Source organism: Aquimarina sp. AD10, assembly GCF_003443715.1.
GTDB lineage: Bacteria > Bacteroidota > Bacteroidia > Flavobacteriales > Flavobacteriaceae > Aquimarina > Aquimarina aggregata.
The window spans coordinates 3,397,257-3,409,530 of the sequence record NZ_CP031965.1; the positions used below are offsets into that span (position 1 = coordinate 3,397,257).

Annotated in this window: 13 protein-coding genes; 10 read left to right on the plus strand and 3 right to left on the minus strand. The window is 31.7% G+C overall.

All coding sequences use genetic code 11. The annotated features are described in order from the left end of the window. The first annotated feature begins 86 nt into the window (after positions 1–86). From D1816_RS14165 to D1816_RS14180, 4 genes are all read left to right on the plus strand, one after another. On the plus strand, positions 87–1,028 hold the full coding sequence (locus D1816_RS14165; protein WP_118503663.1) for a 2-hydroxyacid dehydrogenase: 942 nt from the start codon (positions 87–89) through the stop codon (positions 1,026–1,028). Further along, positions 1,022–1,645: a hypothetical protein gene (locus D1816_RS14170; protein WP_118503665.1), complete on the plus strand. Its 624-nt coding sequence runs from the start codon at positions 1,022–1,024 to the stop codon at positions 1,643–1,645. The genes D1816_RS14165 and D1816_RS14170 overlap by 7 nt, the downstream gene beginning before the upstream one ends. Positions 1,646–1,670: 25 nt before the next feature. Then, the gene (locus tag D1816_RS26245) at positions 1,671–2,087 is read left to right on the plus strand and encodes a response regulator transcription factor (protein WP_066314875.1); all 417 of its coding nucleotides are present in this window, start codon (positions 1,671–1,673) and stop codon (positions 2,085–2,087) included. A gap of 192 nt (positions 2,088–2,279) precedes the next feature. After that, a complete protein-coding gene (locus tag D1816_RS14180; protein WP_066314877.1) occupies positions 2,280–2,801 on the plus strand; it encodes a DUF4199 domain-containing protein in 522 nt (173 codons plus the stop codon). Positions 2,802–2,896: 95 nt separating this feature from the next. Here D1816_RS14180 and D1816_RS14185 read toward each other — a convergent pair whose 3' ends face one another. The 3 genes from D1816_RS14185 to D1816_RS14195 form a co-directional block, all read right to left on the minus strand. After that, a complete protein-coding gene (locus tag D1816_RS14185) occupies positions 2,897–5,293 on the minus strand; it encodes a trypsin-like peptidase domain-containing protein (RefSeq protein ID WP_158597816.1) in 2,397 nt (798 codons plus the stop codon). Between the two features lie 94 nt (positions 5,294–5,387). Continuing rightward, positions 5,388–6,374, minus strand: a complete 987-nt coding sequence (locus D1816_RS14190) for a hypothetical protein (RefSeq protein ID WP_066314883.1) — start codon at positions 6,372–6,374, stop codon at positions 5,388–5,390. A 335-nt stretch (positions 6,375–6,709) separates the two neighbouring features. Further along, positions 6,710–9,286: a LytTR family transcriptional regulator DNA-binding domain-containing protein gene (locus D1816_RS14195; RefSeq protein WP_118503670.1), complete on the minus strand. Its 2,577-nt coding sequence runs from the start codon at positions 9,284–9,286 to the stop codon at positions 6,710–6,712. A gap of 217 nt (positions 9,287–9,503) precedes the next feature. Between D1816_RS14195 and D1816_RS14200 the strand changes: the two genes are divergently transcribed. From D1816_RS14200 to D1816_RS14225, 6 genes are all read left to right on the plus strand, one after another. Next, positions 9,504–9,962: a DUF1801 domain-containing protein gene (locus D1816_RS14200; protein ID WP_066314889.1), complete on the plus strand. Its 459-nt coding sequence runs from the start codon at positions 9,504–9,506 to the stop codon at positions 9,960–9,962. A 13-nt stretch (positions 9,963–9,975) separates the two neighbouring features. Beyond that, the gene (locus D1816_RS14205) at positions 9,976–10,362 is read left to right on the plus strand and encodes a VOC family protein (protein WP_066314890.1); all 387 of its coding nucleotides are present in this window, start codon (positions 9,976–9,978) and stop codon (positions 10,360–10,362) included. A gap of 62 nt (positions 10,363–10,424) precedes the next feature. Next, positions 10,425–10,811 (plus strand): TM2 domain-containing protein, encoded by a 387-nt coding sequence (locus D1816_RS14210; RefSeq protein WP_066314892.1) that lies wholly within the window; start codon positions 10,425–10,427, stop codon positions 10,809–10,811. 91 nt (positions 10,812–10,902) lie between these two features. Beyond that, on the plus strand, positions 10,903–11,226 hold the full coding sequence (locus tag D1816_RS14215) for a helix-turn-helix transcriptional regulator (protein WP_066314895.1): 324 nt from the start codon (positions 10,903–10,905) through the stop codon (positions 11,224–11,226). A 35-nt stretch (positions 11,227–11,261) separates the two neighbouring features. Beyond that, positions 11,262–11,750, plus strand: coding sequence for a DUF6428 family protein (locus D1816_RS14220; RefSeq protein WP_118503672.1), 489 nt, complete (start codon positions 11,262–11,264; stop codon positions 11,748–11,750). Continuing rightward, positions 11,750–12,247 (plus strand): GNAT family N-acetyltransferase, encoded by a 498-nt coding sequence (locus D1816_RS14225; RefSeq protein ID WP_118503674.1) that lies wholly within the window; start codon positions 11,750–11,752, stop codon positions 12,245–12,247. Before D1816_RS14220 ends, D1816_RS14225 begins: the two co-directional genes overlap by 1 nt. The last annotated feature ends 27 nt before the right edge of the window (positions 12,248–12,274 follow it).

Consider the following 12,274-nt stretch of genomic DNA (forward strand, 5'->3'; position numbering starts at 1 on the left):
GAATACTATTTTTTTAAACCACAGCTGTAAACGTTGTGGTTTTTTATTTTTAATACTTAATTTTGAAGTACTAATTCTCATACCATATGAAAATACTTCATCTAGACACCAATCATACCATATTACTTGATCAACTTAATGCTTTAGGCTTTCAAAATGACGAAGATTATACTTCTACAAAAGAAGAGGTCGAATCCAAAATTGGAATCTATGATGGGATTATTATCAGAAGTCGTTTTGCAATTGATAAAACTTTTCTAGATAAAGCTAAAAAACTAAAGTTTATTGGTCGTGTTGGTGCTGGACTAGAGAATATCGACACTCAATATGCTTCAAAACAAGGCATACAACTATTTAATGCCCCAGAAGGAAATCGCAATGCAGTTGGCGAACATACCCTAGGGATGATTTTATCATTGTTTAATAAGTTAAATCAAGGAAATCAAAGTGTTCGAGATGGACAATGGTTACGTGAAGCACATAGAGGTATCGAATTAGATCAAAAAACAGTAGGTATTATTGGATATGGAAATATGGGAAGAGCCTTTGCAAAAAAATTGCGGGGATTTAATGTAGAAGTTATTTGTTATGATATTCTCGAAGATATTGAGGATAGTAATGCAACACAAGTAGAGCTACAGGAGCTTTTTGAAAAGACTGATGTTTTAAGTTTGCACACTCCCGAAACTCCGAAAACAATTGGCATGATTAACAAAGCATTCATTACCAAGTTTAAAAAGCCATTTTGGCTTATTAATACCGCTCGAGGTAAAAGTGTTGTCACCAAGGATTTAGTTGAAGCCTTGACTCAAAAAAAAATACTGGGAGCTGGATTAGATGTTCTAGAATATGAAAAATCCTCTTTTGAAAATCTTTTTACTTCAAAAAAGGAAATGCCAGATGCCTTTGCAAAATTGCTTAAAATGGATAATGTTATATTAAGTCCTCATGTAGCTGGATGGACTGTTGAATCCAAAGAAAAGCTCGCACAAACTATTGTAGATAAAATCAAAACTAAGTTTTGTTAAAAGACATTTTCATATCATTACTTTCTAAATATAGCACAGATCCAATATACATTGAATCTTTATGGAAAGAGATTGAAAAAAAACATACTTCAAAAAGGAGATATTACCATAATCTTACTCATTTGGAACATATCTATTATTACTTAATTGAAATCAAAGATGAGATTCAAGATTGGGATATGGTATTATTTGCTTTGTTTTATCATGATTACATATATGACGTTCTCAAAAAAAATAACGAAGAACAAAGTGCAATTAAAGCAGTGTCTGTATTAAACTCTTTAACAACAATTAAAAAAGAACGAATCAAAATATGTGAAGAGATCATATTGGCTACCAAAGGGCACAATATTTCTAATAATCAAGACATAAACTATTTTACCGATGCAGATCTTTCTATTTTAGGTGCTGATCAAGAAAACTATAAAATCTATACTCAAAATGTACGCAAAGAGTATAAATATTATCCTGATTTTATGTATCAAAGAGGAAGAATCAAAGTACTACATCATTTTAAAGAAATGTCCAGAATCTATAAAACTGAACATTTCTTTAAAAAATTCGAAACTCAAGCAAAAAGTAACCTTACACAAGAAATTAATTTACTGTCCAAGTAAATTTCAGTTTTACTATTTTTATGGTGTGAAGAAGACTATTTTAATTTTTGGAAGCTTAGTGCTAGCCTTACTAGCATTATTTCAAATTAGTAAATATACTATCGCTACAGGAAATTCGTCTGTAGAAACTGTTATTGCCATTATTGCCTTAGTATTTTTTGGTATTGGAATTATGATCAATAAAAGAATACTTCATAAAGACCAAAAACCTATTCAAGAAATTGACTATAACAAAATCAAAGAAATTGGCTTAAGTAAACGAGAATATGAAGTTCTATGTGAGATCGCTATCGGCTTATCAAACAAAGAGATCGCAGAAAAACTTTTTGTTTCTGAGAACACTATTAAAACACATGTCTCTAATGTACTATTAAAACTAGATGCTAAACGGCGTACACAAGCTATTCAAATTGCCAAAAAACTTCAAATTCTAGAGCAATAACCACCAAATCATACTAAAGTAGAATACAATTTATCTATTTATATTTCTTGTTTTTGACTTGTACGATAGAATCTTCAATTATTATTATTTTTAACATGAACTCGATTATTATGGCTTATTTCATACTTTAGTATGAGTTCTTTATACCTATCAAAATCTACTTTTGACAACAAATAATAAATATATAGTAAAATGAAAAAAGTCGTTATTAAGTATGGTTTATTAAGTGCTGCAAGCATATGCGTTTTAGCTTTAGCAGGATGGTTTTTAGGTAAAAGTCTAGACTATTCTATACAAGAAGTCATAGGGTATGCTGGCATGATCATCTCCTTGTTATTTGTATTTTTTGGGATAAAATTTTATCGAGATAACGAGAATGGGGGTATTGTTTCTTTTGGCAAAGCATTACTAATCGGCATACTAATTACCTTAATCGCAGCATTAGCATTTGGGATATTAGACGTGATCTATATTAAATATATTAATCCGGATTTTATGGCTGAGTACTATGCACATTACATTCAGGAAATAAAAAACACTCTTCCTGAAGCAGAATTTAAAATAGAATTAGCAAAATTAGAGTCGCAAAAAGAATTGTTTTCAAACATCTTTATGAATTTCTTTCTCATGTTTGCTACTGTTCTTATTATTGGATTTATCATCTCATTGATCTCGGCAGTACTTCTACAACGTAAACCAGCTGCGGATAATTAACATAAAACGGTAAAACAAAAAACCCGTATTGATATGATATCAATACGGGTTTAAAATAATGCAAATAGATTACCCCCAATCTAACTATTAAAACATTATTTTCTAACTAATTTGACTGACTTATGACTTCCATCTGAATATAGTAACTGTACCATATATAACCCTTTAGGGAAATTTGACACATCAACATCTATTTGATTTGTTCCTGATTTTATAAAAATTTGTTTTTGAATTAACGTCTTACCATGTGCTCCATAAATGATCATGCCTAATTGAGCATTCATTTTTGAATTGATCATTAATGAAGTTGTTGTAGATGCAGGATTAGGACTCAATATTACTTTTTCAATTTCATCAATGGTTTTAACTTTTACAAAAGTTTCTTCCTCTTCTGTTAAGTCCTCATTAGTAGATCGAAGCGCTGGAGCTGAGCAATAAGCTTTTAACACCTGGGAATTTTTATCATATAAAGCAACATCAGCAATCATTGATCTTGAGCGATCTACAGGAAGGCTATAAAGAACACTTCCATTTTTCATGAAATTGACGACACTCCCTTTACGCTCTACCCTTACGATATCTCCTTGAGCGTATTTACCTAATTCTGAATTACTAGTAATTTGATTGGCTCTTTGAAAGATTACAATATTCCCACCTCTAAACCTGGACATGTATAAATTAAAATCTATCGTATTCCAAGTAGCATTTGTATTGCTATAAGAAAGGCCAAACATAACATCCGTACTTGCGTTTCCAATAGTCATCTCAATATATCCATCTTGATTTGCCGGTATTCGATTTATAGAAGCAGCACCTCCGTTCCACCCAGTACCTGATGTTTTAGTTAAGTTATTTTGGTTTACCGATACGTTTACAGCATCAGTCCAACTAATTGGATAACGATTCGGAGCCGGAGCTGAGCAATATGCCTTAAGCACTTGTGAGTTTTTATCATACAAAGCCACATCTGCAATAAGTGATCTTGATCGATCTACAGGAAGACTATATAAGATGTTTCCATTTCTTTTGAAATTCACAACACTTCCTTTACGCTCTACTCTTACCACATCTCCTCGATTATATTTTCCTAATTCTGAGTTACTAGTAATTTGAGTCCCTCTTTGAAATATTACAATATTTCCTCCTCTGAATCTGGACATGTATAAATTAAAATCTAGCGTATTCCAGCTGGCGTTTGTATTACTATAAGAAAGGCCAAACATTACATCGGTACTTGGGTTTCCAACTGTCATTTCTATAAACCCATCTCGATTTGCAGGAATAACATTGGTCGAAGCAGCTCCTGCATTCCAACCTGTATTAGATGTTTTAGTTAAGTTATTTTGGTTTACCGATACATTTACGGCATCTGTCCAACTAATTGGATAACGGGTACCACTGTTAGATAATCCTAATGCATTCCAGAATCCTGTTACTGTAGCTCTGATCCCCATATTAGATCCGCCAGACGAACTACACCCCCCATAACCATGTACACCGACAGCACTACCAGTGGCTTCGTCTACAATAGGGCTTCCAGAATTTCCACCTGTTGTATCTGTAGAATATCTCACAAAACTATTATCCACAGAGGATAGTGGACCTGTATGGGTTTGTTGACTTTGATTATCTCTACCTGAGTCTGTACCAAAACCCGATATTCTTATCGTATTGCCTGGGTTATTTCTAACTACATTAAAAGCTTTTCCTTGTGCTTGTATAGGAGTCAATCCAGTTACTGAATTTGATGAAGCGGTAAATACTGCCCAATCATTTACTTGAGAGGGACTTCCTGGATATGGAGATACAAAATTTCCTATTGGATATTGATCTTGTGGTGATGGATGAACAATACTTCCATTCGTATTTGATTTTGGAACATTAAATTCGATAATTTGAGCACGACTACCAACACAGTGCCCCGAAGTAACTAATTTCCCATTAGAAACAATCCATCCGGTACATCCTATCGGTACAATTCTACCAATTGCTCGATCTGATGACGATACCCGGTCGTCGTTAGGTCCACAAATTGATTCTGGATTTTTGGTAGTCGACTCCCCAATACTTAACTCATATATTTTAAAGCTATCTAATGTTTTGCTAGAATCACTATTGAGCGTTACAATTACCGAATCACCATTAAAATATGCGCTACTGTTATTCCATTCATTTAATGTTTCTGCTTTTAAAACTTGACTAGCCCCATCTAAAACTGAAGTGATAGTTATCGAACTATTGTTGTCAAGTTGCACGTCGGTAAAAAAAAGTCGAAGCCAAGTTGCGCCTTTTTCAGTAATGGTTTTTGAAATAACATTTGATCCGTTTTTACTCAAGTCGGTGTTTTTATCAAATGTCATATCAACATTTTTAGAGTGTCTCGGCAATTCATCCTGTCCATATTGAAGAACTGGCAATAAAAACAAAAAGCAAATCAAAATGAGTTTAACACCTTTGAATATCAAGGCATGTTGGTTGTAATTGTGTAACATTTTAAAAGGTTTTAAGGTTAAAGAATATAATCGAAAAATTAGCATAGAAGCGATCAGTGTGTAGATGATCACTTCTATACTTAATTCTAGAGATTTAAAAAACGATATCGCATCGTTCATAATTACCATCATCACACGTACATTCATGTATTGATGACAACGAATTTATTTGAAAACTACAGTTTGCATTAACACAGAAATCGAATGTATATGCTTCTCTTCCGTCATCGGTTCTCCATCCACTATCTTCATTTACATTTATTGGAGGAGATGGGATACCATTAAAATATTGAGTATACGTTCCATTAAGTCTTAATCTTAAGCGCTGGGTTTTATTTCTCCACCAGATTCTTGCAGATCTCTTTTGGTGTTTGGTTCTTGCTCCAGCTCCAGAATAAAAGGGTCCTATATTAGTAGTCCATTGCTCACCTTTAAGACGTTTTCTTTTCTTTTTCCAATATCGTTTTGTACAATCTCTATCTGCCTTAGTTTGTAATTCTCCTGCATCAAATTGGAAATAATTGTGTGTCACAGAAAAACTCTCGATATTATTTGATTTTAATGAATTCTTCATTTCAAGATCATCTATCGACTTTAAAATATCTAAGTTACTTTTATCAACTTTATAAAGCTTATTGTATCTAATTTTATACGCAGAAGCACCTACTTGTACAAGACCTTCTTCATTCACTATGGTAGCCAAAACCAAATCGTCTATGTTCATTCTAGCTTCAATTTCCCCATCGGCTTCAGTAAAAGTTACAAGGTTTTCAAATCCTGAATTAGAATTATTCTTAGACATAGTTTCTATATCATTTTCAGAAATATTTTCAAATGCAGTTCGCATTGAAACGAAGGTTGAGAATTGAGATTCCCATTGATCTAGGTTACTTTGATTTTTCATTAAGTATTCAATCGTATTTTCAAAAGAAGCTTGAGTTTCAAAAGTTAGAGTTCCTTCATTTACTTCAATTTTTTGGATAGTTCCCGAATCCTGTTCTAATTCTTCTCGGTTACAGGAATAAAATATTCCCACAACGGCAAGCGAGATGAATAATAAGAGCTGTTTTTGTGCAATCATTTGTTTAAATTTTAAAAGTTTATATTGATTTTAAGATGTAATGAATTTGAATTAGCTTTGTATTTCAAATCACAATCTAAAGATATAGCTACCCTTTACAAGCAATGCTTCAAACACTATAACTTGTGATAAGACACAAATAAAAAGTGACAATCTAATTTTGAACTGGGACGAATTGGGTGCGAAAAGTGACGAGTTTTTTGCCAAAGAAAAACACAAAATATTTCTTTTATTTTTTTATTAAATCACTCATAAACAAAGAGATAAATTACCCCAATTACTTTACGGGATAACATTTAAAAAGAGAATTATTTACGAGCGTATCGAAATCAAATTTATAATATAATTTTGTCTAAATTTTCTTTATACTTATTACTCACAGGAATCTTTTGATCATCTATCATTACATATTTATGATTTTTTTGATCTATTTTATCAATGCGCACGACATATGATCTATGGACTCTAATATATTCTAACGGATCAGGCATTTTTTTTTCAAAACTGCCAATTTTTTCTCTTATCAAATACATTTTTTCTTGAGTATATATTTCCAAGTAATTACCAGCAGATTTCATAAATAAAATAGTAGAGGTGTCTAATCGGACTTCGACACCTGATTCTTTAATATTAATTATGTGTTTTTCTCCTTTTATTTTTTTTAAAGTAAGGCGTAAAAACTCACGAATAATATCTTTATTGTATTGTAGTACATTAAACCTAAAAAAGCTGTAGATAATTAATATGGTACCTAATGAAACCAAACTATAAAACCACCATACTTTCCAAAATGGTTTTTGAATACTAATTTGCAAATAACGACTTTCTGAGTTCCAAGTTTTATTACCACCCTTTGTTTGTATTTCAAAAGTGTATGTTCCAGGGTTTAAATCAATATACCTAACTTCTTTATTTTTTGTGCTGTTCCATTGTTTCTCTTTATCAAGAAGACGATAGCGATACATGATATTATTTGCATTCTTAAATGATATTGCACTGTACCCAATCGCAATTGTATTTTGATTATATGATAAGCGATGTAGTGTATCAAAATCATGCATTTCTACATTATTTACCATTACACTATTTATTCGAAGCCAATCCCTATTAGTAATTTGATTGGTGCGCTCTATTGTTTTTTTAGGAACAGAGTACAAGCCGTCTTTTGTAGCTACCCAAATGGTGTCCTTTAGTAGTTCTATATCATTTACCTCATTAGTGGGTAAGCCATCTTTATACGAAAATCCTGATATTGAATAGTTTTTTAAATCATTATTAAATAGTATTCTGTTAAAACCATTATTAGTCGCTACATAAACTTCACGTTCTCTAGGCACATATACCTGTGTAGTGGAGTTACTGGTTAATCCATTTTCGGTACTTATAGTAAAAACGGTATCCTTATCTTTTATAATTAACCCCGCTCCCATAGTTGCTAAATAATATCTATCACCCTTTTTATCAATATCATCAATTCTATAAGACAGTAATGGGTTTTTCTTTCCTAAATCGTACAGTGAATCTTTTTTATGATGAAATAAACCTGATAAAGTTGCCAGATAATAACCATCGTCTGCATGTGAGATGTCAAAAATTTTCTTTTTAAAACCTTCTTTCGTTCTACAAAAAACCGAATCTTTCTCGTATTCAAATATTTGTTTTCCTATCATTAAAGGAGGATAATTAACATTATCTGATAAAGCGTTTGTTCGCATATTGTTAGTAATAACATCAATTTTTTCGGCGCTAGACTTTAACAAAAATGGAGTTGATTGAAATAACAACGTGCTATCTCGTTTATAATATTGTACTCTTACTTTATTATGCAAAAGATCATAAGGAGGTTTCCAAAAAAGACTAAGGTTATTATTTCTTTTTTTGTATAACTCCCCATGATTATATCCAACATATAGCTCTCCTTTATTATTAGCTGTTAAAGAATGGATATTCTGATTTTTGTTAGTAATTGGATAGTTTTTTACTGTTGGGTTTTTTATATAAAAAACACCTGAATCTATAGTAGTTAACCATAATCCTCCCTCGTGATCTTTTAATATTTTTGTAACAGACTCTTTAGGTAACAAATGACTGGACAATTTCCCATTATAATCATAAATCTTAAGTCCTCCTTGCTCTAACCCTACCCAAAAATGATTCTCGTCATATTCACCAGCAATTAAAATATTTTGTTCGCTTACAAGAACTTGTTTAAGTTCATGCAAAGTATTAAAGAGGTAAATCTTGTTATTTACTATAGTTACAATTTGATCTTTATTAGAATTATAAATAGTATCGTAATACCACCCATAATTAGAAATCTCTATAGTATGTGCATTAAGTTCGTTATCACCTACACTTTTATTTGTAATATATGTATAATTAGGATATTCGATCTCTGTTTTTAGAAACATAGGGCCTTGAGTATCTGTAATTTTATTCTCGAAATACCCATTCTCATGCAGTATTACATATCCAGCAAGTCCTTTAAAATTTATGAAAACATCACACTGATCATTAACTTTAATAGAATTAAATGTATAATTTCCGGGTATGTTATTTAATAAACTATTGTAAGTGTAGGGGGAGAATTCTCTTTTGTCAGGGTCATAAAAAAATAACTTTTTATTATAAGTAGAACATAAGATGGTACCGTCATTTTGTTCGTAAAAATTAAATACAACGGGGTCTGTAATTCCATCTTTGGTGGTATACTTTTTAAACGTATACCCATCATAACTAGTTAAACCACGATCAGTAGCAAACCATAAAAAACCATTGTTGTCTTGGGTTACATCGTATACTTCAGAACTACTTAAGCCATCAGAGGTATTAAAATTTTTATAAATATAATCTTGCGCTTGCGAAACAATACAAATGAATAAGAATCCGATTACTAAATTCTTTCTCAACATATGGATATGATTTAAACTTCACTGACCACATATCCACTAACAAAAATACAAGCACATAACATTAACAACATCCATTTTAACATAAACTTTTGTTTTAATTTAAATTACTTATTTTAAACATACCTAAGTAATCATATAAGTATCTCATTAGTAGATTTTCTACTTAAGATTAACATCAAATAAGCTATATTTAAATCATAATCAAAAGATCAATATTATGCAATATGAAGCTAAAACTCCAGACGAATATATTGCCGCTATTCCAGAAGAAAGAAGATCGGTAATGAACTCATTAAGAAAAGTAATTAAGGATAATTTACCCAAAGGATTTTCTGAAGAAATAAACTACAAAATGATTGGATATGTAGTACCACATAGTTTATATCCTAGCGGCTATCACTGCGATCCCCAATTGCCATTACCCTTTATGAATATTGCATCACAAAAAAACTTTATAGCAGTATATCATAGTGGTATTTATGCTAGTCCAGAATTAATGGATTGGTTTGTAAGTGAATATCCCAAACACGTCAAAACAAAATTAGATATGGGTAAAAGTTGTATTAGATTTAAAAAGATAGATCAAATACCTATGAAACTTATCGGTGAACTTGCTACTAAAATGACTCCCGAAGAGTGGATTAATACCTACGAATCAAATATAAAGAAGAAATAAACACAATCAGATTATGAAAAAAAGAGTAACAGGTATTGGTGGAATATTTTTTAAATCAACCGATCCTAAAAAGACCAAAGATTGGTATAAAAATCATTTAGGATTTAATACTGATGACTATGGCTGTACATTTTGGTGGAAAGATAAAGCAGGTAATGATTGCTCTACCCAATGGAGTCCTTTTAAAGAAGACACCACATATTTTGCTCCTAGCAAAAAAGAGTTCATGATGAATTTTAGAGTAGAAAACTTAACCGAACTACTTAAAACACTTAAAGAAGAAGGAGTTACTGTAATCGATAAAGTCGAAGAATATGAATACGGTAAATTTGGTTGGATTATAGACCCAGAAGGAAACAAAATAGAACTTTGGGAACCTATAGATAAAGCTTTTTTATAATGAATCTAATTTAGAAAGTTTTTTTTCGTATTTTTCTAGACGTTAATCATTATTTAAACAACATGAGTGAAGAAAACAACAATTTGGGAGATGACATCAAAAAAGGAGCTGAAGAAGCTGCCGAAACCGTTAAAGATAGCGCCAACGATTTTGCCGAAGGAGCTAAAGAGATACTAAACTCTCAAGATAACAAGAAAATTTTAGCTGGTATTCTAGCAATATTTTTAGGTAGTCTAGGGGTCCATAAATTTATTTTAGGATACCAAAAAGAAGGGTTTATCCTATTAGGGATATCCGTTGCTGCCTATATATTATCTTGTTTAGCTGTAGGATTACTTTTCATTTGGATTCCAAGTGTTATTGGTTTAATTGAAGGTATTATATACCTAACAAAATCTGACGAAGAATTTTATCAAACGTACCAAGTAGGTAAAAAACCTTGGTTCTAAACTATAAAAACAATCTAAAAGCCAGAAAAATTATATTCTGGCTTTTTTATTCTATTTTATTATCGTAATATTGCGATATATAAATATTAAAATGGGAATTACTAAAACTCAAATATTTGATAAAAAGCAAAATGAGCTTGCCCAATTTTTTAAAATATTAGGCCACCCTGCTCGAATTGCAATACTTCAACACATTAGCACTCAAAATTCGTGCATATGCAATGATCTTGTTGAAGAAATTGGATTAGCTCAAGCCACAATCTCTCAACACCTTAAAGAACTAAAAAGCATTGGATTATTAAAAGGCGAAATTGAAGGCAAAAGCATGTGCTATTGCATTGATATTGATCGTTGGAAAGAATTGCAAAAATTATTAAATGGATTTTTTAATACTACAAAAGAAAATTGTTGCTAATAAGACAAATTAATACATATTTAAAAAATAGTACTATGAATACATCAGATTTTATAACATTACTAGCAGAACATCAAGGTAAATCTTTATTATTTGAGTATGCTCCTGGTATGCTAGTAGGAACGAATTATCACATAACCGAAGTTAAACATACTACAGTCGACGCTGTAGATTGTGGTGGTAATATTGATACCTGGAAAGAAACTGTAATTCAACTTTGGGAAAGTCCAAGTGAATTAGGAAAACCAAATTACATGAGCGCCTATAAGGCATTAGGTATCCTTAAAAAAGTAGGTACAATGAAAGCTTATGATATGGAAGCGCCTGTAAAAATAGAGTACGGTAATTCTATGTTTCATACAGCGCAATTGCACGTTGCGGATTTTGCTATTAAAGAAGGGCAACTTATTCTTAAACTTACAGTGCATCCAACAGATTGCAAAGCAAAAGAGACATGTGGAGTCCCAGAAACAAATGAAGCAGAGGTTACTGGATCTTGTGCTCCAGGTAGCGGTTGTTGTTAATGGTTTCGAATATCAAAATAGCGTATTTTAATCAAAATGATTGGTCGCAAATTGCTACCATCTATAAAGAGGGAATCGATACAGGTATCGCTACTTTTGAAACCCAGATACCCACTTGGGAACAATGGGATATTGCTCACATAACATCTTGTAGAATCAAAGCTGTTTTGCATGATAAAGTAGTAGGCTGGGCAGCATTGACTCCTACTTCAAAAAGAGAGGTGTACAAAGGTGTTGCAGAAGTTAGCATTTATATAACATCAAAATGCAGAAATTTAGGAGTAGGAAAACTACTTTTATCCCAGTTGATTAATGAAAGTGAAAAACATGGTTTCTGGACGTTACAAGCAAGTGTTTTTAGTTTGAACATCCCAAGTATTAATTTACATAAATCTCTTGGGTTTAGAGAAATTGGATATCGAGAAAAAGTAGGTAAGCTGGATAATATTTGGTATGACAATACCATTCTGGAACGACGTAGTACATTAATTATATAACCACATAAACACCACAAATTCTCATTT

What these genes read in the sequence shown, in the direction of transcription:
- D1816_RS14165 (WP_118503663.1), top strand. Translation starts at nt 87, where the DNA reads ATGAAAATACTTCATCTAGACACCAATCATACCATATTACTTGATCAA.
- D1816_RS14180 (WP_066314877.1), top strand. Translation starts at nt 2,280, where the DNA reads ATGAAAAAAGTCGTTATTAAGTATGGTTTATTAAGTGCTGCAAGCATA.
- D1816_RS14185 (WP_158597816.1), bottom strand. Translation starts at nt 5,293, where the DNA reads ATGTTACACAATTACAACCAACATGCCTTGATATTCAAAGGTGTTAAA.
- D1816_RS14190 (WP_066314883.1), bottom strand. Translation starts at nt 6,374, where the DNA reads ATGATTGCACAAAAACAGCTCTTATTATTCATCTCGCTTGCCGTTGTG.
- D1816_RS14195 (WP_118503670.1), bottom strand. Translation starts at nt 9,286, where the DNA reads ATGTTGAGAAAGAATTTAGTAATCGGATTCTTATTCATTTGTATTGTT.
- D1816_RS14200 (WP_066314889.1), top strand. Translation starts at nt 9,504, where the DNA reads ATGCAATATGAAGCTAAAACTCCAGACGAATATATTGCCGCTATTCCA.
- D1816_RS14205 (WP_066314890.1), top strand. Translation starts at nt 9,976, where the DNA reads ATGAAAAAAAGAGTAACAGGTATTGGTGGAATATTTTTTAAATCAACC.
- D1816_RS14210 (WP_066314892.1), top strand. Translation starts at nt 10,425, where the DNA reads ATGAGTGAAGAAAACAACAATTTGGGAGATGACATCAAAAAAGGAGCT.
- D1816_RS14215 (WP_066314895.1), top strand. Translation starts at nt 10,903, where the DNA reads ATGGGAATTACTAAAACTCAAATATTTGATAAAAAGCAAAATGAGCTT.
- D1816_RS14220 (WP_118503672.1), top strand. Translation starts at nt 11,262, where the DNA reads ATGAATACATCAGATTTTATAACATTACTAGCAGAACATCAAGGTAAA.
- D1816_RS14225 (WP_118503674.1), top strand. Translation starts at nt 11,750, where the DNA reads ATGGTTTCGAATATCAAAATAGCGTATTTTAATCAAAATGATTGGTCG.